Source organism: Halomonas piscis (assembly GCF_031886125.1).
In the GTDB taxonomy this organism is placed as follows: Bacteria; Pseudomonadota; Gammaproteobacteria; order Pseudomonadales; family Halomonadaceae; genus Vreelandella; species Vreelandella piscis.
Window position 1 is genome coordinate 1,604,944 of record NZ_CP119391.1, and the last position, 20,437, is coordinate 1,625,380.

18 protein-coding genes are annotated in these 20,437 nt (G+C 67.1%); 10 read left to right on the forward strand and 8 right to left on the reverse strand.

Annotated features, from left to right (window positions below; all coding sequences use genetic code 11):
• Window positions 1-106 precede the first annotated feature (106 nt).
• Window positions 107-1,999: a DNA topoisomerase III gene (locus tag P1P91_RS07515; protein WP_311885657.1), complete on the reverse strand. Its 1,893-nt coding sequence runs from the start codon at window positions 1,997-1,999 to the stop codon at window positions 107-109.
• Window positions 2,000-2,148: 149 nt separating this feature from the next.
• Here P1P91_RS07515 and P1P91_RS07520 point away from each other — a divergent pair, with 149 nt between their 5' ends.
• Window positions 2,149-3,426, forward strand: a complete 1,278-nt coding sequence (locus P1P91_RS07520; RefSeq protein ID WP_311885659.1) for an ABC1 kinase family protein — start codon at window positions 2,149-2,151, stop codon at window positions 3,424-3,426.
• 76 nt (window positions 3,427-3,502) lie between these two features.
• Complete coding sequence (locus P1P91_RS07525) at window positions 3,503-5,320, forward strand: SEC-C domain-containing protein (RefSeq protein ID WP_311885660.1); 1,818 nt, start codon at window positions 3,503-3,505, stop codon at window positions 5,318-5,320.
• Here P1P91_RS07525 and P1P91_RS07530 read toward each other — a convergent pair.
• Window positions 5,317-6,669: an AmpG family muropeptide MFS transporter gene (locus P1P91_RS07530; RefSeq protein WP_311885662.1), complete on the reverse strand. Its 1,353-nt coding sequence runs from the start codon at window positions 6,667-6,669 to the stop codon at window positions 5,317-5,319. The genes P1P91_RS07525 and P1P91_RS07530 overlap by 4 nt on opposite strands.
• A 428-nt stretch (window positions 6,670-7,097) precedes the next feature.
• Here P1P91_RS07530 and P1P91_RS07535 point away from each other — a divergent pair, with 428 nt between their 5' ends.
• From P1P91_RS07535 to P1P91_RS07545, 3 genes are all read left to right on the forward strand, one after another.
• The gene (locus tag P1P91_RS07535; protein ID WP_311885737.1) at window positions 7,098-7,160 is read left to right on the forward strand and encodes a hypothetical protein; all 63 of its coding nucleotides are present in this window, start codon (window positions 7,098-7,100) and stop codon (window positions 7,158-7,160) included.
• Window positions 7,161-7,477: 317 nt separating this feature from the next.
• The gene (locus tag P1P91_RS07540) at window positions 7,478-8,227 is read left to right on the forward strand and encodes an IS5 family transposase (protein ID WP_311882126.1); all 750 of its coding nucleotides are present in this window, start codon (window positions 7,478-7,480) and stop codon (window positions 8,225-8,227) included.
• An 84-nt stretch (window positions 8,228-8,311) separates the two neighbouring features.
• On the forward strand, window positions 8,312-8,467 hold the full coding sequence (locus P1P91_RS07545; protein WP_311885664.1) for a DUF1328 domain-containing protein: 156 nt from the start codon (window positions 8,312-8,314) through the stop codon (window positions 8,465-8,467).
• Between the two features lie 134 nt (window positions 8,468-8,601).
• On the opposite strand, the gene P1P91_RS07550 is transcribed toward P1P91_RS07545, so the two are convergent.
• The 4 genes from P1P91_RS07550 to P1P91_RS07565 form a co-directional block, all read right to left on the reverse strand.
• Window positions 8,602-9,186, reverse strand: a complete 585-nt coding sequence (locus P1P91_RS07550; RefSeq protein ID WP_311881681.1) for a lytic transglycosylase domain-containing protein — start codon at window positions 9,184-9,186, stop codon at window positions 8,602-8,604.
• A gap of 16 nt (window positions 9,187-9,202) precedes the next feature.
• On the reverse strand, window positions 9,203-10,921 hold the full coding sequence (locus P1P91_RS07555) for a proline--tRNA ligase (protein ID WP_311881683.1): 1,719 nt from the start codon (window positions 10,919-10,921) through the stop codon (window positions 9,203-9,205).
• A 221-nt stretch (window positions 10,922-11,142) separates the two neighbouring features.
• A complete protein-coding gene (locus tag P1P91_RS07560; RefSeq protein ID WP_311881685.1) occupies window positions 11,143-11,901 on the reverse strand; it encodes a glycerophosphodiester phosphodiesterase family protein in 759 nt (252 codons plus the stop codon).
• Window positions 11,898-12,860, reverse strand: coding sequence for a MurR/RpiR family transcriptional regulator (locus tag P1P91_RS07565; protein WP_311881687.1), 963 nt, complete (start codon window positions 12,858-12,860; stop codon window positions 11,898-11,900). Before P1P91_RS07565 ends, P1P91_RS07560 begins: the two co-directional genes overlap by 4 nt.
• 188 nt (window positions 12,861-13,048) lie before the next feature.
• Here P1P91_RS07565 and P1P91_RS07570 point away from each other — a divergent pair, with 188 nt between their 5' ends.
• From P1P91_RS07570 to dcd, 5 genes are all read left to right on the forward strand, one after another.
• Complete coding sequence (locus P1P91_RS07570; protein WP_311881688.1) at window positions 13,049-13,882, forward strand: enoyl-CoA hydratase/isomerase family protein; 834 nt, start codon at window positions 13,049-13,051, stop codon at window positions 13,880-13,882.
• Between the two features lie 60 nt (window positions 13,883-13,942).
• Window positions 13,943-16,117 carry an acetate--CoA ligase family protein gene (locus tag P1P91_RS07575; RefSeq protein ID WP_311881689.1) on the forward strand — a complete coding sequence of 725 codons (2,175 nt, stop codon included), beginning with the start codon at window positions 13,943-13,945 and terminating at the stop codon, window positions 16,115-16,117.
• On the forward strand, window positions 16,114-16,944 hold the full coding sequence (locus tag P1P91_RS07580) for an enoyl-CoA hydratase-related protein (protein WP_311881690.1): 831 nt from the start codon (window positions 16,114-16,116) through the stop codon (window positions 16,942-16,944). The genes P1P91_RS07575 and P1P91_RS07580 overlap by 4 nt, the downstream gene beginning before the upstream one ends.
• Window positions 16,945-17,035: 91 nt before the next feature.
• A complete protein-coding gene (gene apbC / locus P1P91_RS07585; RefSeq protein WP_311881693.1) occupies window positions 17,036-17,836 on the forward strand; it encodes an iron-sulfur cluster carrier protein ApbC in 801 nt (266 codons plus the stop codon).
• A 51-nt stretch (window positions 17,837-17,887) separates the two neighbouring features.
• The gene (dcd, locus tag P1P91_RS07590) at window positions 17,888-18,454 is read left to right on the forward strand and encodes a dCTP deaminase (RefSeq protein ID WP_311881694.1); all 567 of its coding nucleotides are present in this window, start codon (window positions 17,888-17,890) and stop codon (window positions 18,452-18,454) included.
• A 92-nt stretch (window positions 18,455-18,546) separates the two neighbouring features.
• On the opposite strand, the gene purN is transcribed toward dcd, so the two are convergent.
• Window positions 18,547-19,308: a phosphoribosylglycinamide formyltransferase gene (purN, locus tag P1P91_RS07595; RefSeq protein ID WP_311881696.1), complete on the reverse strand. Its 762-nt coding sequence runs from the start codon at window positions 19,306-19,308 to the stop codon at window positions 18,547-18,549.
• Window positions 19,305-20,396, reverse strand: coding sequence for a phosphoribosylformylglycinamidine cyclo-ligase (purM, locus tag P1P91_RS07600; RefSeq protein ID WP_311881698.1), 1,092 nt, complete (start codon window positions 20,394-20,396; stop codon window positions 19,305-19,307). Before purM ends, purN begins: the two co-directional genes overlap by 4 nt.
• Window positions 20,397-20,437 lie beyond the last annotated feature (41 nt).

Here is a 20,437-nt window from a genome sequence, read left to right on the forward strand (position 1 = left end):
CAGGCGGTGCGCCACGCAACGGTGTCGGGTGACAGCAAAGGGCTCAGAATGCCGGAGCTTCGCGGCCCAATGCAAGCGCCGACCCGCTGCCGGCTCGGTGTGCGGCTTACCGGGACGACCGGCGGCGCCTGCGCGGCCGCCGGGATTTACCGCCGCCGTCTGGCGCTGCCTCGCCCTGAGCGCTTTGCAGGCTCTGGCGCAGCCGGCCGGCGTCACGCTGGGCTAAAAGCCCGCGCAAATCCTCGACCAGCGCCTGCTGAAAAGCGCCGTCGTCGTCCCTGCGCTCGGCGATAGCGCTCAGGCGCTGCTCCCAGAGAGCGGTGCGCTCCGGGGTGGCGACGGCTTCGGGCAGCGCGCCGATCAGCGCCGCGCCCAGCCTGGAGGCGCGCAGGGCCTTTTGCCGACGCACCAGATAGCCGCGGGCGACCAGGGTTTCGATGATGCCCGCCCGGGTGGCCTCGGTGCCCAGGCCGTCGGTTTCGCGCAGGGTGCGTTTGACATCCGGGTCCTCGACGTAGCGGCCGATATTCATCATCGCCTTGATCAGGCTGGCGTCGGTAAACGGCTCCGGCGGGCGGGTCTCGCGCGCCTCCACCCCGGCGGCAAGCGCCCGGCACGCTTCGCCTTCCTGCAGCGGCGGCAGCGGCGGGGCCTCTTCCCGGCGGCTAAAAAGCGGCTTCCAGCCGGGGTCGAGCACCTGCTGGCCGCCGGCGCGAAAGGTGTCGCCGGCAATGGTCAGCTCGGCTCGAACGTCGAGGGTCACAAGCGGCGGGTAGAACTGGGCCAGCAGGTTGCGCGCGATCAGCCTGAACACCCTGGCTTCGGTGGCGGAGAGCCGGTCGAAATCCGGCGCCTTGCCGCTGGGGGCGAGGGCGTGGTGGGCGCCGACCTTTTTGTCGTTCCAGGCCTTCGAGCGCAGGCGGAAGTCGGCGCCGCCAAGCCAGCCGGAAAGCGTTGAGTCCGTGCGGCAAGCGCCGCCAAGCGTCTTCTGAGCGTCTGTCAGGTGGGCTTCGGGCAGATAGCGGCAGTCCGAACGCGGGTAGGTGATCAGCCGGTGGCGCTCGTACAGCGCCTGGCAGGTATCCAGCACCGCCTTGGCGGAAAACCCGTAGCGCCTTGCCGCATCGACCTGCAGCGCGGAAAGCGAATAGGGCAGCGGCGCGGCCTGGCGCTTTTCCTGCCGGGCCAGCCGGGTCACTTGGCCTTCCCGCCCGGGTAGCGCCTCGGCCAGGGCGTCCGCCGGGGCGCGCTCCAGCAGCCGTCCCCTGTCGTCCAGCCGGTGGCGCTCATCCGGTGCCCACCAGGCGCGCAGCTCGCCGCCGGCCACGGCCACGTCGACCCACAGCGGATAAAACGGGTAGGGCACAAACGCCCGGATGGCGGCGTCCCGGCGCACAATCAGCCCCAGCACCGGGGTCTGCACCCGGCCCACGGAGAGCACGCCGTGGTGGCCGGCCTGGCGGCCGGTGAGCGTCCACGCTCGGGTGAGGTTGATGCCGTACAGCCAGTCCGCCTGGGAGCGTGCCCGGGCGGCGCGGTACAGCGGCACGAAGTCGGCGTTGTCGGCAAGCCCTGAGAGCGCCTTTTTCACCGCCGGGCGGTTGAGGTCGCTCACCAGCAGGCGCTTGACCGGCCCGCGGTAGCCCAGATACTCGATCACTTCCTGCACCAGCAGCTGGCCCTCCCGGTCCGGGTCGCCGGCGTGGACGACGCTGTCGGCCCGCTTGAGCAGCCGGCGGATCACGGCGAGCTGGCCGCGTGCCTTGGGTCTGGGGACGTGCCTGAACGTGGCGGGCACAATCGGCAGGCGGTCCAGGCGCCACGACTTGTCGGCGGCGTCGTAGGCCTCGGGCGGGGCCTGCTCCAGCAGGTGGCCCAAACACCAGGTGACCACGGTGTCGCCGGCGTGCAGCGCGCCGTTGTCCCGGCGGGCACGCTCGGGCAGCGCCTCGGCAATGGCCCGGGCGAGGCTGGGCTTTTCGGCAATGATCAAACGCATCGGGCGCCCTCGGAGACAAAGCGGGACGCCATGGTAGCAGAGCCGGCGCCGTCGGGCGGGCGTCTGCGACACCGTCTGTTAACCAGGGTTTTCTTTTCGTCTGTTTTTCGTATAGCTTTTGTAGATATATCCGTTCAGAGGACGTGTTGATGCGTGAACGTGGCAGAACGCGGCGGCTTTTCGGGCTCGGCGCGCGCACCGGCGGCGCGATGCTGAAAAACCGCATGGGCGGCAGCGCCGACTGGGATGCTCTGGGCGAGGCGCTGTTTGACGGCCTTTCCGAGCTGCGCGGCCCGGCCATGAAGCTGGCGCAGATCGTGGCCCAGTGGGACGACGTGCTGCCGCCGGAGCTGGCCGATCGGCTGGCCCGCCTGCAGCGCCAGGCCGAGCCCATGCCCTGGCCGCGCATCCGCGAGGTGCTGGTCGCCGAGTACGGCGACCTGGAGGCGCGCTTTCGCCATGTCGAAGAGGCGCCCTTTGCCAGCGCCTCCATGGGCCAGGTGCATCGGGCCGTCACCCGGGACGGCGAAACGCTGGTGCTCAAGGTGCAGTACCCGGGCCTTGCCGGCGCTCTGGAAAGCGATCTGCGGCAGGTCAAGCGGATGATGCGGCTGGGCAGCTGGCTCAACGTCTCCCCGTCGCGGCTGGACGCGCTGTTCGAGGAGCTGGCCGCCGGGCTTCGCGACGAGCTGGACTACCGCGCCGAGGCGCAGACTCTGGCCCGCTACCGGGTGCGCTATCGCCACGAGCCGCGGCTGCGCATCCCCGAGCCCATTAAGGCGCTGTGCGGCGAGCGCGTGCTGGCCATGCGCTACCTGGCGGGCACGCCTCTTGACGAGGCGACCGCGGCCGACGATGGCCTGCGTCAGCAGGTGGCCGCTACCCTGGCCGACTGGCTGACCGAAGAGCTTTTCACCTACGGCGAGCTTCACGCCGACCCCCACGCCGGCAACTTTGCCGTGGACGCCGAGTCGCGGCTGATTATCTACGACTTCGGCGCGGTGATAGCGGTGCCGAAAGCTCGCCTTGTCACCATGATGGCGCTGCTGGAGGCCACCCTTGCCGGCGATCCCATGGCCATGGACGACGCCCTGCTGGCGCTGGGCGGCCGTCAGGGCCAGGGCGCGCCGCTGGCGCTGTATCGCGAGGCCGCCGAGGCCATTGCGCCGCTGTTCGCCCCCGGCGAGCAGGATTTTGCCGACGTGCGCATCCATCGCCGGCTGCGCGAGCTCTCGCCTCGGGTGTGGGCCGCCATGGATCGCCTGCAGCCCCCGGCGGATACGCTGCTGCTCTCCCGGGCGCTCAACGGCCACTATTGGAACATGGTGCGCCTGGGCGCCCGGCTGGACATGCACCGGCGCTGCGAGCCGCTGCTGGCCTGGGCGCGTGCCGCACCGGAGGCGGCGCTGCGAACGCCACCTGCGTAGCCGCGCGCGGGCATGCTAGACTACGGCGCTTTATTCCGCGCGCCTTTGGCGCCGGTGACAGACAAGGGAGACGGCAATGCTGGCGGTATGGGTCGAACAGCTGCTGGGTTTTGCCTCGGCGGCACTCTCGGCAATCAGGCACAAGGAGCACTACCCGGACTTCATGATCTGGGTGCGCGCCGAGGGCGGCGACTATTTCAACGGCGACGTTGCCACGGCGCAGGCGCTGGCGCCGGTATTGTGGTCCCAGACGCCGCTGGCGCGGCGCCACTTTGCCAGCGAACCGCTGGCCGAGCCGGGGCCGAACGAACCCTGCTGGTGCGACTCCGGGCTCAAGTACAAGCAGTGCTGCGCCCGGGTGGAGTTTCTGACCGAGGTCCCCGAGCAGATGATGTGGATGCTCTCGCTGCGCGAGTGGAAGGGGGACACGCTCAAGGCGGCGCTGGCAAGCGGCGAGGCCCCGGCCCAGGCGCTGCTGGAAGCCGGCCTGGTGGCCGCGGAAAGCGGCCAGACCGGCCGCGCCATGCAGGTGCTCGAATCGCTTTTTGATCGCCGTGACTGGTCGCGCCTGCCGGAACAGGCGGAGCCGGCGTTCGAGATCCTGCTCGATCTTTTCCAGGAGCGCGGCTTTACCCGCAAGCGCAGCGAGCTTCTGGACGAAGTGCTCGAGCGCGGCCCGCTGTTTCTGCGCGGCGTGGCCCTTGAGCGTTTGTGCCTTGCGCACCTGGACAACGATGACCTCGACAGCGCCCGGGCTGCCTTTGTCCGCGCCCAGCAGGCGCTGCCGGACTCGCCCACGCTTGCCTACATCGAAGCCATGCTGCTGCTCCACGAAGGCCACGAGGAGGAAGCCCGGGAGCGGGCGGACTTCTGGTATCGCCGGCTTTCGCGCCAGGGCGAGCTGGACGAAGACCAGCTCGATTTTCTCGCCGCGCTGGCCGACAACCCCGGCGCCACCCTGGCCGACCAACTGCTGAGCGCCGAAGAAGACCTGGCGACGCCGCTGATCAGCCTGCAGTCGCTGCTGGCCGCGCTGCCCACCGCACCCAAGCTTGCCTTTCGCGTCGACACCGAGACCCGGCGCCTTGCCTATCGCGAGAGCGCCCGGGAAGGCACGCTCTTTGCCGCCTGGCACGCTCACTTTCAGGTCATGGTCGACGAGGACTTGGCGCTGGGCTTTCGCGATGATCCCTGGGGCAACGCCGTGGAGTGGATGTCCGAGCTATGCGCCAACCCCGAATGGCTGGACAGCCCCCAGGTGGTGCAGGATCTGACCCTGGCGCTGACCAGCCGTTTCGGCAGCCTGCCGTGGATGGCGCCGAGCCTTCTTGAGCCCCTGGCGCAGAGGCTCTCGCGCTGGCTGGAGCAGGCCCGGGCCGCAGGCGAAGGCAGCCTGTGCTGGGACGACGGCGACAACGCCTTTCTGCTGCGCACCGGCCTTGCGCTGGTGGTGGGCATGGAGCGCGGCGCCCGGGAGCACTCCCGCCGGCTGGCCGAGCAGCTTCTAGCCATCAATCGGGAGGACAGCCTGGGGCTGCGCGAGCTGGTGCTCGATCAGCTGCTGCGCGACGAGCGCAACCGCGAAGCCCTGGCCCTGGCGGAAAACGCCGAAGACGACGGCTCGCTGTGGCTCAACATCCTCATGGGGCGCGCCCTGGCGCTGTATCGCCTCGAGCGCTGGGAGCAGGCCGAAGCGGCGCTTGGCGAGGTCAAGCGCCACAGCCGCTACGCGCTGGACATGCTCTGCGCCGAAAGCCCGCCCCCGGCGCTGCCGGACAAGGCCGGGCGGATCGACCCCGGGACCAGGGCCGAGGCCTGGCAGTACCGCACGCTGATGCGCGACCAGTGGCGCACCACCCCGGGGGCGCTCGAGTGGCTCGGCGAACACCGCTAGGCGCCGGGGCGCCCGGGCATGCCGCGGCTGACCCAGACGGCCAGCAGCACCGCGGGAATGCCCAGCAGCGAAGCCAGGGTAAAAAAGCTGGCGTAGCCCTGGGCGTCGACCACCAGCCCGCCAAAGCCGCTTAAGAACTTGCCGGGCAGGGTCATCAGCGACGAGAACAGCGCGTACTGAGTGGCGGTATAGGCCCGGGACGTCAGGCTCGACAGAAACGCAATGAACACCGCGCTTGCCATGCCGTTGGCCAGGTTGTCGCCGACGATGGTGACCACCAGCATCGGCAGCCTGTCGCCCATCAGCGCCAGCGCGACAAACAGCAGATTGGTCAGCATGGTCATCAGCGCTCCGGCCACCAGCATCCGGCCGATGCCGTAGCGCACCACCAGAAGGCCGCCGAGCACGCCGCCGCCGATGCTCATGGCAATGCCGAAAACGTTGGTGACGTTGGCGATGGTGGCCAGGGAAAAGCCCAGGTCGATGTAAAGCGGGTTGGCCATGGAAGCCATGGCCAGGTCGCTGACGCGAAACACCGCAATAAACGCCAGCAGCGCCAGCGCCTTCACGCCGTGACGGACAAAAAAGTCGGTAAACGGGCACACCAGCGCGCCGATGACCCAGGCACCGACGTGCCGCCATGCCCGCGGCTGGCCGCGGGTTTTACGCAAAAAGGCGCGCACCCGTGGCTCCAGCACGGGCTTGTTGCCGCCGGCCAGGCGCCGGGGCTCGGGGCGCAGCAGCACCGTCATCATGCCGACGCCGGTCAGCGCCGCCATGGTCAGGTAGGCGGCGTGCCAGGAGACCGCCGAGGCCACGTAAAGCGCGCCGGCGCCGGCGGCCAGAAGCCCGCCGCGGTAGCCGATGATGTAGGTCGAGGCCATGGCGGCCTGCATGTCATCGCTTGCCGACTCGATGCGAAAGGCGTCGATGGCGATGTCCTGGGTGGCCGAGCCAAAGGCCACCAGCAGCGCGAAGCCTGCCACCCAGCCAAGGTTGCCCACCGGCGGCGTGGCGGCCAGGCCGACAAGGCCGGCGGCAATCATTGCCTGGGCAAGCAGCATCCAGCTGCGCCGCTGGCCCAGCAGCCGGGTCATCAGCGGCAGCGTCACGCGGTCCACCACCGGCGCCCAGAAGAACTTGATCGAATAGAGCATGCCGATCCAGGAAAAAAAGCCGATGGCTGCCACCTCAACGCCTGCGCTTCTCAGCCAGGCCGAGAGCGTCGAGAACACCAGCAAAAACGGCAGGCCGGCGGAAAAGCCCAGAAACAGCATGGCGACGACCGGCGCGCGGGCGTAAACGGCCAGGGATTCGCGCCAGCTGCGCCGGGCGTCGGGAGTGGGCATGGCGATAGGGGCTCCTTGCACAGGCAAACGTCAAGCGCTACGCAAACCGCGTCAGGGTGGCACTGCCGCAGCGCTCAAAACGCCCGACAGCTTACCGGAGTGGGGTTTTTTTTGTCGATTGCCGCGTACTCTGTGACCGCTCTGCGCTACAAGAGGCGCATTGCTGCCGGGGCGGCGCCACCGCTTCAAGGAGGGCTGCAGGATGCGCTGGCGCAACGGGCATTCGGCGCGATTAACCTAGCCCGCTAAGGGTAAAGATGACGTGGATCAACTGCCACGGCCACAGGGCAAGGACGATGCCGGGGAATTGACCCACGTCAGTTTTTATTCGCCGTTTCCTGCCTAGTATGAAGCCAACACATCGCGGCGGGAGCAAGGCTATGTATTGGGACGACGCAGTCATTTTCGGTCTGGTCACTGTCGGCATGATGGTCGCTTTCATGGGCGGATGGGTAGCGTTCATCATCCGTGATCACCGCCGGAAACGCTAAGCCGGCGGCATTCGTCACAACGCGCTTTCAAGGAGGAGGATTCAAGGGACGGTTCTAGCGGACAGAGCGGCACGGATGCCACCACAGGGGAAAAAAGAAAAGCGTCACTGGGTGCTACCAGTCGTCAGGGGGAAGGCCGAGGGAGATTCCCGAGGCTTTCAGTCGCCGGCTCTTCGGAGCCGGCTTTTTTTATGCGCGGCCGGCACAATTGACAAGCGTTCACTAGGGCCTGTTGACGTTTCATGGCAGGGGTATTGGCAGGATAGGGGCAAGCTCGCAGAATAAAGGTTCCTACACCAACAAACTGCAAGCCTGCCATGCCCCGACAAATGCTCACGGATGAACACTGGTCGAAGCTGAAACCTATCCTGCTTCAACAAGGTATTTATGACAAGGCCGACTTGCGTACCACGATAGAAGGCATCCTTTATCGGATGCGCACCGGCTGCCCGTGGCGGGACCTACCGGAGACGTTTGGCCCCTGGAACACGGTCTACAAGCGTTTTAACGCCTGGTCAGCGAGTGGAAAGCTGATGAGGCTTTTCAGCTCTCTGGTGGAGGAGCCTGATGTTGAGTGGCTGTTCATTGATGGCTCCTACGTCAAGGCCCACCAGGACAGCACCGGAGCTGCCACGGAAGACGCAGAAGCCATTGGCAAAAGTCGTGCAGGCAATACCAGCAAGATCCACTTGACCGTAGATGCCTATGGGCTACCGATCACCTTCAGAATAACCGGGGGTGAGGTGCACGACAGCACGGAAGCCCGGGCATTGATTGACGATTTGCCAGCGGGTGATGCATTGGTGGCTGACAAGGGCTATGACAGCGAGCGTATCCGTGGACAGATCGAAGCCAAGGGCATGGCTGCCGTCATTCCACGCAAACGCAACTCAAAGAAAGGAAATGCCAATCTGGACAGAGGCTTATATCGCTATCGGCATCTGGTTGAGAATGCCTTTGCTCGATTGAAGCCGTATCGCGCCATCGCAACGCGTTACGACAAGCTCAAGCGAAACTACGAAAGCATGGTGGCCTTGGCCTGCGGCTTTTTATGGCTGCCCATGTGAAACGTCAACACGCCCTAATGCGGTTATTAGTAACGCTACCGCCACCTCTGAGCGCAACCAAGCGCTCGCCCAAAGGAGCCGCCCATGCTGAATAACGCTGTGCTTTTCTTGATCATCGCCATCATCGCCGCTTTTTTCGGCTTTGGTGGTATCGCCGGCGTCGCCGCGACGATTGCCAAGGTGCTGTTTGTCATCTTCCTGATACTGTTCCTCGTGTCGCTGGTAACGGGACGTCGATGACGGTATAGCCCATCGCCTGGCCGGTACCCGGGGGCAGTCAGGCCAAGGGGGTGCGCCAGGTACCGGAGATCGCGCCCCGCTCGTACGCCTTGGCGTACGAGCGGGGCGCGAGTCTTTCGGGAGGCGGGCAAGGCTCAAGGAGGGGGCGTCAGCCGCCAGCGACTCTGCCAGGTATCGAGCACGCGCTCCGGGTAGCGGGTGTGACTCAGGCTGCCGTTGTAGCGCGCCAGCGCCCGGGTAAAGTCACCGTTTTCCCGTGCCAGGTAATAGGCAAGAATCGTGCAGCCGTAGCGCAGGTTGCGCTCGGGCGCCTTCAGATCGTCGGCGGCAAGGCCCAGCTCCTCGATCCAGAACGGCATGATCTGCATCAACCCCACCGCGCCGGCAGACGACACCGCCTCGGGGCGAAACGCGCTTTCCACCTCGATCAGGGCCAGCACCAGCGACGGCGGCAGCCCCGCAAGCCGGGCTTCGCGATAAAGCCGTGTCAGCAGGGTTTTGCGCGCCGCCGCGTCACCCATGAACCTTGCCAGCCGCGCATCCATGGCGTCATGAAAGCGCCGCTGGGCCTTCTGCTGCCGGGCATCGGGTCGGGCGGCGTCGAAAGTGGGCTGAACCTCGGCGAAGGCGGCGGCTCCCAGCAGAGCGACGGCGCATAGAGCGCCGCTCAGGCGCTTTGCCAGGGACCTCCTTCGCCGCTGCGAGTGTCGTCTTCGCACGGGCAGAGGCATGGCGCTACGCCGTTTTCTCTTCCAGAAACGCCACGATCTGCTCAGCCGGCGTCATGGTCACCTCGGCATCCCGGCGGCCCTTGTACTCAAGTTCGTCCTTGTCCAGGCCGCGATCGCCGATGACGATGCGGTGGGGGATGCCCATCAGCTCCAGGTCGGCAAACTTCACCCCCGGGCGGGTGTCGCGGTCGTCCAGCAGCACGTCGAAGCCGGCCGCCGTCAGCGTCCGGTAGAGCTTGTCGGATGCTTCGCGCACGCGCTGGGACTTGTACGCGTTCATCGGTACCAGCGCCACCTGGAAGGGGGCGATGGCCTCGGGCCAGATGATGCCGGCGGCGTCGTGATTCTGCTCGATGGCAGCGGCTACCACTCGGGTGATGCCGATGCCGTAGCAGCCCATCCACGGATAGCTGGTCCTGCCGTTCTCGCCGAGCACCGTGGCGTTCATGGCCTCCGAATATTTCTGGCCCAGCTGGAAGACGTGGCCCACTTCGATACCGCGCTTGATCGACAGCGTGCCGTGGCCGTCCGGCGAGGGGTCGCCTTCCACCACGTTGCGCAGGTCAGCCACCTCGGGCAGGGGGGCGTCGCGCTCCCAGCTGATGCCGAAGTAGTGCTTGTCTTCCACGTTGGCCCCGGCGGCAAAGTCGCTCATCAGCGCCACGCTGCGGTCGATGATGATCGGCAGCTCTAGGTTGACCGGGCCCAGCGAGCCCGGGCCTGTGCCTACCGCGGCGCGGATCTCGTCTTCGTCGGCAAGCGTCAGCGGGGTCGCTACCTGGGCCAGGTTTTCCGCCTTGACGTCGTTCAGGGTGTGATCGCCGCGGACAATGAGGGCGACAAGCCCGCCGTCGGCGCCGTGGACCATCAGCGTCTTCACGGTTTTTTCAATGGGCAGATCAAACTGCTCGACCAGGTCGGCGATGGTCTTGACGCGAGGGGTATCGACCAACCGCAGCGCCTCGGCGGGGGCGGCGCGGGCAGCGTCGCTGCCCAGGGGGGCGGCCAGCGCTTCGGCCTTTTCCATGTTGGCGGCGTAGTCGGAGCCGGTGGAGAAAACGATGTCGTCCTCGCCGGAGTCGGCCAGCACGTGGAATTCGTGGGAGCCGGTGCCGCCGATGGAGCCGTTGTCGGCGATCACCGGGCGGAACTCAAGCCCCAGCCGGGTGAAGATGCGCGTGTAGGCGTCGTACATGCCCTGGTAGCTGTCCTTGAGCGAGGCCTCATCGACGTGGAAGGAGTAGGCGTCCTTCATGATGAACTCCCGGGAGCGCATGACGCCGAAGCGCGGGCGGATCTCGTCGCGAAACTTGGTCTGGATCTGGTAGAAGTTCATCGGCAGCTGCTTGTAGCTGGCGATTTCCTTGCGCACCAGGTCGGTGATGACTTCCTCGTGGGTGGGGCCCACGCAGTAGTCCCGGGAGTGGCGATCCTTCAGCCGCAGAAGCTCCGGGCCATACTCGTCCCAGCGGCCGGACTCCTCCCACAGCTCGGCGGGCTGCACCGCCGGCATCAGCACTTCCTGGGCGCCGGCGCGGTTCATTTCCTCGCGTACCACGGCTTCGACCTTGCGCAGGGTCTTGAGCCCCAGCGGCAGCCAGGTGTAAAGGCCCGACGTCAGCCGGCGGATCATCCCCGCGCGCAGCATCAGCTGATGGCTGATGATGTCGGCATCCGCCGGGGTTTCTTTCAGGGTGGCAATCAACAGTTGGCTGGCGCGCATGGGGACAACGATCCTTAAAGCTGGGCACGATTAGCGAAAAAGCGCAAAAAAGCGCTGCCGGCAGGGCGCCGGCAGTCGGGTATGAAACCATTGTACGGCGAAGCGCAAAGCGCGGCAAAGAAAGGGCGGGGAGGGTCGGGGCTATCGCAGAGGGGCCCGTGCCAGGGATGGCGCCCTCCCAGCCCCGCTGACGGCGCAGCCGGAGCGACTGAGCTAACGGCTCACCGGGGCGGCGGAAATGCCGCCGGCTCGTCGCTGATCACGCTGCGCACCCCCCACTGCCAGAAGGGGGCAAACGCCGCCGGGTCGTTGGCGGTATAGCACAGCACGGCGTAGCCCGCCCGGCGAATCGCGCCGAGCTGGCTGCGGGTGGCGTAGCGCCAGTCCAGATGCACGCTGAACGCCTCCACCGCCGCGCAGTGGCTGGCCCAGGCGGCGGGCAGCCGTTTATACAGCCTGCCCAGCGCCAGCGCCTCGGGCGGGGCGATGTCCCGGGCGACGGCCAGCGCCGGCTGGCTGAACGACGACACCAGCAGCCGCTCGGGCGGCAGCGCGGCAAGCGCTTTGGGCACGGCCTGCCGGGCCAGGGCAAGGGGGTCGCGGCCGCGGTTGACCTTGAGCTCGAGGTTGAGCCCCATGCCCAGGCTTGCCAGCAGGGCCAGCATATCGGTCAGGGTGGCGATCGGCTCGCCGCGAAAGGCCTCGCCAAACCAGGCGCCGGCGTCGAGCCGGGCGGCGCTTTCCTGATCGAGCCGGGCCAGCCGGGAGCGGCCGTTGGAGCAGCGGCTGACGTCGCGGTCGTGCCAGATGACCGGCGTGCCGTCGCCCAGCAGCTGGACGTCGAGCTCTACCCAGCCAATGCCGGCGCGGTGGGCCGCGCGTACCGCGGCCTGGGTGTTTTCCGGTGCCCGCCGGCTGTAGCCCCGGTGGCCGATCACCGGCGGCAGGGCGGCGGCGGGGAACGCCGTGGCAAGGCTCATTCGACGTAGGCACCCAGCTCGCGCATGCGCTGCTCAAAGCGGGTGACGTTATCCACTAGCTCGGCCGGCCCCCGGGCCACGCACTCGGCGAGCATGGCCTCGATCAGCGTGATGGCGGCGAGGATCGAGGGGAAAAAGTGCGGCGTGTCGCTTGCCAGGTTGAATACCAGGTCGGCGCCCGGCACCAACGGCGAGCTCAGGGTGTCGGTGACCACGATGAGGCCGGCGCCGCTTCGGCGGACAACCTCCAGCGCGCGAAGGGTTTCGGCGCAGTAGGGGGCAAAGCCGAACACCACGGCGAGATCCCCCTCGCCCAGGGGAGCAAGCTCGGTGAGCAGGCCGCCCTCAAGCCCGCGGATCAGCTCGATGTGCGGCATGGCAATGCGCCCCACGTAGGCAAAATGGTAGGCGCAGGTAAAAGTGTCGCGAAAGCCGATGGCGGCGATGCGCCGGGCGTCGAGCAGACGCTGGGCGGCGGCTTCTACCCGGGTCTGGTTGTCCGCGGTGAGCAGCGCGGCAACGTTGGCCAGAGCGGAGTCGCCGATATCGCCGAACACGCTGTTGGCGCGCGTTCGGGAGTGCTGTTTGAGCCGGGTGGCACGGCCGGAGAGCTCGCTTGAGCCTTCCTGCAGCGCGGCCTGGAAGACCTGGCGAAAAGGCTCATAGCTGCCAAAGCCCAGCTTTTTCGCCAGCCGTACCAGGGTGGAGGGCGTGACTCCGGCGGCGCTGGCCGAGCCGCGCACCGACTGGAAGGCGACCTCGCCCGGGTGGTCGAGCACATAGGCCGCCGCCTGGCGCAGCTGGGGGCTGAGGCCCGGGCTCGCGTCTGCCAGACGACGGGAAAGCTCGCTCAGGTGGTCTTCGGCGGTCAAGGGGTTGTCGGTGCTTGGCGTCATCGAGTCGGGCCGGCCGGGAAAATAAAGGAAGAGCGCGCTGGCTGCGGCGCGCAGTTTCAGCACGACTGTACCTGAAACGAAGAGCGCGGCACAGCCGTGTTGACGCGCGCCGGGGGCGCGGCTATGATCGGAAAGTGAAACGTATGTTTCTTCATTGAAATCATGAGAAACATATGTGCTATACACATAGGTATTGCAATACCGATTTGACGCTCTGCTTCTGACGCTCACCGCCTACCCGGAAGATACCCATGCCTGGTTTTGACGCCGCTACCGATGCGCTGCCCGACTACGACACCCTGCGCCTTGCCTGGCTGACGGCCGATGCCGACAGCCGCGTGCTGGAAATTCGCCTCAACCGCCCCCACCGGCTGAACGCCGTGGTCGAAACCCTCTACGACGAGCTGCTCGATGCCCTGGCTTTTGCCCGGGGGGAAAACCGAGTCCGCGCGCTGGTGCTGACCGGCGAAGGGCGAGCGTTCTGCGTCGGAGCGGACATGAAGGAACACGGCGGCGCCGAGCGTACGCTTTATCAGCGGCGTGCCTATCTGCAGCGCGGCAACGACGTGTGCGAGGCGCTTTATCGCCTGCCCAAGCCGGTGATCGCCGCGGTTAACGGCTACGCTCTGGGCGCCGGCGCGGAAATGGCCGTGGCCTGCGACTTCATCCTCATGGCCGACAAGGCGCAGATCGGCTTTCCCGAAACCGGCATCGGCACCTGCGTGGGCGGCGGCGTTTCCAAGATTTTGCCGCACCTGGTGGGTCTCGCCCAGGCCCGGCGGCTTTTGTACACCGGCGAGAAAATCGGCGGCGTGGAAGCGGCCCGGCTGCAGCTGGCGCTGGCGGCGTATCCCGAAGACGAGCTTGCCGATCAGGCGCTAACGCTTGCCGAGCGCCTGGCCGCCCAGGCGCCGGTGTCCATGGCCATGCTCAAGCGGCTGGTCAACCTCGGCGCGGCCGAAGCGCTGGGCGAGCACCTGCAGCAGGAGCTGGACGCGGTCTTTACCTGTTCGACCACCGACGACTGGCAGGAGGGCGTGGACGCCTTCGCGCAAAAGCGCGCCCCGCGCTTTCAGGGCCGTTAGCGCCCGCCGCCGACGTTTGCCGCCTTCTTCGCTCAACGCCCCCAGAGGTCAGCGTATTCCATGACTGCCATTGACGATCCCTCACCTGGTAAAAGCCCGCTGCACGCGCTGCTGGCCCCTGACAGCGTCGCCGTGATCGGCGCCTCCAACAACCCTGCCAAGCGCGGCTACAAGGCCATGCTGGGGCTGGTTCGGGGCGGCTACGCCGGGACGATCTACCCGATCAACCCCAAGGCCGACGCCGTGCTCGACGTACGCGCCTGGCCCAGTATCGACGCCGTCCCCGAGGCGCCGGCGCTGGCGCTGATCTGCACCCCGGCGGCCACGGTGCCGGAGCTGGTCGAGTCATGCGGCCGGCGCGGCGTCAAGGGCGCGATTATCCTCGCCAGCGGCTTTGGCGAAGCCGGCGCTGACGGCGCCCGCCTGGAAGAGGAGATGCTGAGGCGTGCCCGGGCCTGCGGCGTGCGGCTGATAGGCCCCAACACCTCGGGCGTGTTCAACCTGCATCATCGGCTCAACCTGCTGGCGCTTGACCGTCTTCAGCCCGGCGATATCGGCGTGGTTTCCCAGTCCGGCAACATGCTGCTGTCGCTGGCGCTGGAGGCTGAGCACCACGGTCAGGTGGGCTTTAGCACCTACGTCGGCCCGGGGAACCAGAGCGATCTGGGGTTTGCCGACTACCTGCGCTACCTGGGCGAGGACCCGGCGACCCGGGTAGCGACGCTCTACATCGAAGGCTTCAGCGACGGCCGGGCGTTTCTGGATACCGCGCGCCGGGTCAGCGCGACCAAGCCGGTGGTGGTGTACAAGTCCGGCGCCACGGCCCAGGGGCAGCGCTCGGCCAGCTCGCACACCGGGGCGCTGGCCGGCAGCTATCCGATGACCGTGGACCTGCTGCGCCAGGCCGGCGTCAGCGTGGTGTCGTACTCCGACGATATCCTGCCCGTGGCGGAAGGGCTCGGGCGGCTGCAGCGGTCGCCGGGACGGCGCGTGGCGGTGATCGCCGACGGCGGCGGCCAGGCTACCATCGCCGCTGACCGGCTGGCCGAGGCCGGGCTGGAGCTGGCAACGCTTGCCGCCGACACCCGCAAGATGCTTGCCGCCGTGCTGTTTTCCCAGGCCTCCACGGTCAATCCGGTGGACGTGGCCGGCACCACCGACGATCACCCTTCGCTGCTGGCGACCTGCATGGAGATCGTGGCGGCGGACCCGGGCGTGGACGCCGTGCTGCTGGTGGGCATGTTTGGCGGCTACGCCCGGCGCTTTGACGAGTCGCTTGCCGACGACGAAATGCGCGGCGCCGAAGCCATGGTCGAGCTGGCCGGAAGCGGCGACAAGCCCGTGGTGGTGTACAGTCTCTATGCCCCGGCCAGGCCGCCGGCGCTTGGCCGACTGCGCCAGGCCGGCGTGCCGGTGTACGACGCCATCGAGAACGCGGTGAACGTGCTGGCCGCGCTGGGCGATCGGGGGGCGTATCTGGATCGCCCCCTCGAAGCGCCGTCAGCGCCGGCCCGGCCCGGTCCCAGAGGGCAGGACCTGGTGGCGAACGCGCGCCATGAAGGGCGCCATCTGCTGGAGCCCGAGGCCAAGGCGCTGCTGGCCGAATACGGCATCGGCGTGCTGGAAGAGCGCCTGGTGCGCGACGCCGACGAGCTGGCCGAGGCGGCCCGGGCCTTCGCCGGCACGCCGGTGGCGATGAAGGTGGTGAGCCCGGATATCAGCCACAAATCCGACGCCGGCGGCGTGGCGCTGAACCTGGAAGGCGAGGCGGCGCTTACCGAGGCCTACGCCGATATTATGCGCTCGGCCGGGGAGTATGCCCCCCAGGCGCGAATCGACGGCGTTCTCGTCACCCCCATGGCGCCGCAGGGCGTGGAGGTGATCGTCGGCCTGATGCGCGACCCCACCTTCGGCCCGGTGGTGATGTTCGGCCTGGGCGGCGTGCTCGTCGAAGTGCTGGAAGACGTGGCGTTTCGCGCCGCGCCGCTGAGCCGCGGGGACGCCGCGGCCATGCTCGACCAGCTCAAGGCCCGCCGGGTGCTGGACGGCGTGCGCGGTGCGCCGGGAGTGGATAAAAACGCGCTGATCGAGCTGCTGCTCAGCGTCTCGCGGCTGATGGAGGCCTACCCGGCCATCGCCGAGCTCGACTTGAACCCGGTGATTGCCTATCCCGACGGCTATGCCGTGGTGGATGCCCGTATTCTTTTGGCAAACGATGTGGAGTCTGCACCATGACCAACGCTCATCCGGAAATGCAAAACAGCCCGTTACCCGAGCTGACCGATGCCGCGCTCGAGCTGGAAGGGCGTATCGCCACTTTGACGCTTGACCGCCACGACGTGCGCAACGCCCTGACCGGTACCGCGCTGATCGACGATATCGTCGCCGTGGCCGAGTGGGTCAACCGCTGCGAAGACGTATCGGTGCTGGTAATAACCGGCGCCGGCTCGACGTTCTCTGCCGGTGGCAACGTCAAGGACATGGCCGAGCGGCGCGGGGACTTCGCCGGCGACGTGGCCGAGGTGGCCGAGCGCTATCGCCGGGGCATTCAGCGCATTCCGCTGGCGCTGGCCGAAGTGGAAGTGCCGATCATCGCCGCGGTCAACGGCGCGGCCATCGGCGCGGGTTTCGATCTGGCCAACATGGCCGACATGCGCATTGCCTCAAGCCGGGCCAAGTTCGGCGAGACGTTCTTGAATCTGGGCATTATCCCCGGCGACGGCGGCGCTTTTTTCCTGCAGCGGCTGATCGGCTATCAGCGCGCCTTTGAGCTGACGCTATCGGGCCGGGTGATCGAAGCCGACGAGGCCAGGGAGTACGGCATCGTGCTCGACGTGGTCGAGCCCGAGGCGCTCATGGATACCGTCATGGCCCAGGCCCGGCGCATTGCTGCCCAGCCGCCCAAGGCCACGCGGCTGACCAAGCGGCTGATGAAGGAGGGCGGCCGCGCCGAGCTGAAACCGTTTCTGGAGAAGTGCGCGGTGTTTCAGGGCCTGTGCCACAACGAACCCGAGCACCTGGAGGCGGTCAACGCCATGCTGGAAAAGATGGCCCGGCGCTAGGCCGGTTTATACCCGTGCGGCTTAGGGGTATCATCGGCGGCGATATCCCGCCGGCGCCAACGCCGGCATTGACCCACTCAAGGAGCGCACGATGGAAGGGGTAAAGCACATGATTGCCGTTGCCTCGGGCAAGGGCGGTGTAGGCAAGTCCACGGTCACGGCCAACCTGGCGCTGGCGCTTTCCGCCGAAGGCTACCGCGTCGGCGTGCTCGACGCCGACATTTACGGCCCCAGCCAGGCGCAGATGCTCGGCGTCAAGGAAGGCGAGCGGCCGCAGACCGAAGGCGACCAGGCGTTTTATCCGCTGAAGGCTCACGGCCTTCAGGCCATGTCGATCGCCTTTCTGATCGACCACAAGGAGCCCATGGTCTGGCGCGGGCCGATGGTGGTGGGTGCCTTCCAGCAGCTGCTCAACCAGACGCTCTGGGACAACCTTGATTTTCTGCTCATCGACATGCCGCCGGGCACCGGTGACATTCAGCTGACGCTGTCCCAGAAGGTGCCGGTCTCCGGCGCGGTGATTGTCACCACGCCCCAGGACATCGCGCTTTTGGACGCGCGCAAGGGCATCGAGATGTTCCGCAAGGTCAACGTGCCGGTGCTCGGCGTTGTCGAGAACATGAGCCTTTATCACTGCGAGAACTGCGGCCACGAGGCGCCGATATTCGGCGAGGGGGGCGGCGAGCGCATCGCCGAAGAGTACGACACCCAGATGCTGGGGCGCCTGCCGCTGAGCCTGTCGATCCGCGAGTTTGCCGACTCCGGCCGGCCGTCGGTCATTGCCGAGCCGGACAGCAGCGTCAGCCAGACGTTTGCCCGCATTGCCCGTCAGGTCGCCGACTCCATGGATCAGGCGCCGGGCGAAGGTCCGAGCATTTCGTTCAGCGAGTAAGCCCGCCCACACGTTCCGGGCGGGAGAGTCCGGGCCTGTTGAGACCCTTTTATGAGCATAAAATCAGATAGATGGATCCGCCGAATGGCCCAGCGCGAGGGAATGATCGAGCCGTTCGAGGCCGATCAGGTGCGCTACGCAGGCGACCGGCGAGTGATTTCCTACGGCACCTCGAGCTACGGCTACGACGTGCGCTGCGCCGACGAGTTCAAGGTGTTTACCAACATCCATTCCGCGGTGGTGGATCCCAAGGGCTTTGACGAAAAGAGCTTCGTCGACGTCAAGGGCGACGTCTGCGTGATTCCGCCCAACTCCTTTGCCCTGGCAAGCACGGTAGAGTATTTTCGCATTCCGCGCAGCGTGCTGACCATTTGCCTGGGCAAATCGACCTACGCGCGCTGCGGAATCATCGTCAACGTCACCCCGCTGGAGCCGGAGTGGGAAGGGCACGTGACGCTCGAGTTTTCCAACACCACCAACCTGCCGGCCAAGATCTATGCCAACGAGGGCGTGGCGCAGATGCTGTTTCTGGAGTCCGACGAAATCTGCGAAACGTCCTACAAGGACCGCGACGGCAAGTACATGGGCCAGCGCGGCGTGACCCTGCCGCGCACCTGAGGCGGGAGCGCAGCGTGGTGCGGGAGCGGTGCGAGGCCATTCCTTCACGGCCTCAAGCCCGCTCCCGCCCGCCCGGCCGTGCGTCGCGCAGATCAAGGTCGGGTTGATTGCGCCGAGTCGTCGGTTTCGTCCAGCTCCTCGGCGGCGTCTTCGTGGCTCATGCGCATGCCGCGTTCGGGCAGGGCCACGCCGTCCATGGTGGCATGGGTGCCGTCAAAACGCAGCCGGCCTTCCACAAACCAGCTGACGGCAATGGGCAGGATCAGGTGCTCCCGGGCGTGAACCTTGTCCTTGAGCGTGGCCGGGGAGTCCTCCGGCGAGACGTTCAGCGCGGCCTGGAGGGCTACCGGTCCGCCGTCGAGCTCTTCGGTGACGAAGTGCACGCTGCAGCCGTGCTCGGCGACGCCGTCGGCCACCGCTCGGGCGTGGGTATCAAGCCCCTGGTAGGCCGGCAGCAGCGAAGGATGGATATTGAGCATCCGACCGATGAAGCGCTGAACAAAGCGCGGCGTGAGGATGCGCATGAAGCCGGCGAGCACGACAAGGTCGGGCTCGTGGCGCTCGATGACCTTGATCAGCGCGCCGTCGTAGGCCTCGCGGCTGTCGTATTCCCGGTGGGGCAGCGCCACGGCGTCGATGCCCGCCTCCCGGGCGCGCTTGAGCCCGTAGGCGTCGGCCACGTTGGAGACCACGGCGGCAATCTCGCCGCCGCCCAGGCGGTCATGGGACTGCGCGTCGATCAGCGCCTGCAGGTTGCCGCCGTTACCCGAAATCAGCACCACAATGCGCGGCGGCGTCACCGCCTCGGCGGTAAAGTCGTTCAGCGTACCGCTTCCGTCCTCAAACTCGCTCATGCCGATGTGTCCCCTTCGCTCAGGCGGTCCAGAATGACGCCGTCTGCGCCCTCTTCGCGGGCGGTAACCGAGCCGATGCGATAGACCGTTTCGCCGTGCGCCTCGAGATGGGCGCGGGCCTGCTCGGCGTGTTCGTTTGGCACCACCAGCGCCATGCCGATGCCGCAGTTGAGCACTCGGTGCATTTCGTCGTCGTCGACGTTGCCCTGGCGCTGGAGCCAGTCAAACACCGCCGGGCGCTGCCAGCTTTGGGTATCCAGCCGCGCGGCGAGATGATCGGGCAGCACCCGGGGCAGGTTTTCCAAAAGCCCGCCACCGGTAATGTGCGACAGCGCGTGGACGTCGACGTCGCTTGCATGAATCAGCGACAGCAGCGGCTTGACGTAGATGCGCGTGGGCGCCATCAGCGCCTCGCCGAGCGTGGCGTCGCCAAGGGGCATGTCCAGATCGGCACCGCTGACCTCGAGGATCTTGCGGATCAGCGAATAGCCGTTGGCGTGCGGGCCCGAGGAGGCCAGCCCCAGAATCGCATCGCCTGCGGCAACCCGGCTGCCGTCGAGGAGGGCGGATTTCTCCGCCACACCCACGCAGAACCCGGCCAGGTCGTAGTCGCTGCCGGCGTACATGCCGGGCATTTCTGCGGTTTCACCGCCGACCAGCGCGCAGCCTGCCTGGCGGCAGCCCTCGCCGATGCCCTTGACCACGTCGGCGGCGATATCCACGTCGAGCTTTCCCGTGGCATAGTAATCGAGGAACTGCAGCGGCTCGGCGCCGATCACCACCAGGTCGTTGACGCACATCGCCACCAGGTCAATGCCGATGGTGTCGTGTTTGCCAAGGGCCAGGGCAAGTTTTAGCTTGGTGCCCACGCCGTCGGTGCCGGACACCAGCACCGGCTCGCGGTAGCCGGCGGGAAGCTCGCACAGCGCGCCAAAGCCGCCGAGCCCGCCCATGACTTCCGGGCGCGTGGTACTTTGGGCAACGCCCTTGATGCGCTCGACCAGCGCGTTGCCGGCGTCGATATCCACGCCGGCGTCCTTGTAGCTCAGCGAAGCGTTGGCCGGTGGGGTAGAGGAAGTCTCGGTCATGGCAAGTCCTGTAAGGCAATTCCTGTGAGGCGGAGTAGTCA

Coding starts and splice junctions, on each gene's coding strand:
- P1P91_RS07545 (WP_311885664.1), top strand. CDS start 8,312: ATGCTGAATAACGCTGTGCTTTTCTTGATCATCGCCATCATCGCCGCT.
- dcd (WP_311881694.1), top strand. CDS start 17,888: ATGAGCATAAAATCAGATAGATGGATCCGCCGAATGGCCCAGCGCGAG.
- P1P91_RS07530 (WP_311885662.1), bottom strand. CDS start 6,669: ATGCCCACTCCCGACGCCCGGCGCAGCTGGCGCGAATCCCTGGCCGTT.
- P1P91_RS07515 (WP_311885657.1), bottom strand. CDS start 1,999: ATGCGTTTGATCATTGCCGAAAAGCCCAGCCTCGCCCGGGCCATTGCC.
- P1P91_RS07520 (WP_311885659.1), top strand. CDS start 2,149: ATGCGTGAACGTGGCAGAACGCGGCGGCTTTTCGGGCTCGGCGCGCGC.
- P1P91_RS07580 (WP_311881690.1), top strand. CDS start 16,114: ATGACCAACGCTCATCCGGAAATGCAAAACAGCCCGTTACCCGAGCTG.
- apbC (WP_311881693.1), top strand. CDS start 17,036: ATGGAAGGGGTAAAGCACATGATTGCCGTTGCCTCGGGCAAGGGCGGT.
- P1P91_RS07555 (WP_311881683.1), bottom strand. CDS start 10,921: ATGCGCGCCAGCCAACTGTTGATTGCCACCCTGAAAGAAACCCCGGCG.
- P1P91_RS07540 (WP_311882126.1), top strand. CDS start 7,478: ATGCCCCGACAAATGCTCACGGATGAACACTGGTCGAAGCTGAAACCT.
- P1P91_RS07575 (WP_311881689.1), top strand. CDS start 13,943: ATGACTGCCATTGACGATCCCTCACCTGGTAAAAGCCCGCTGCACGCG.
- P1P91_RS07525 (WP_311885660.1), top strand. CDS start 3,503: ATGCTGGCGGTATGGGTCGAACAGCTGCTGGGTTTTGCCTCGGCGGCA.
- P1P91_RS07570 (WP_311881688.1), top strand. CDS start 13,049: ATGCCTGGTTTTGACGCCGCTACCGATGCGCTGCCCGACTACGACACC.
- purN (WP_311881696.1), bottom strand. CDS start 19,308: ATGAGCGAGTTTGAGGACGGAAGCGGTACGCTGAACGACTTTACCGCC.
- purM (WP_311881698.1), bottom strand. CDS start 20,396: ATGACCGAGACTTCCTCTACCCCACCGGCCAACGCTTCGCTGAGCTAC.
- P1P91_RS07560 (WP_311881685.1), bottom strand. CDS start 11,901: ATGAGCCTTGCCACGGCGTTCCCCGCCGCCGCCCTGCCGCCGGTGATC.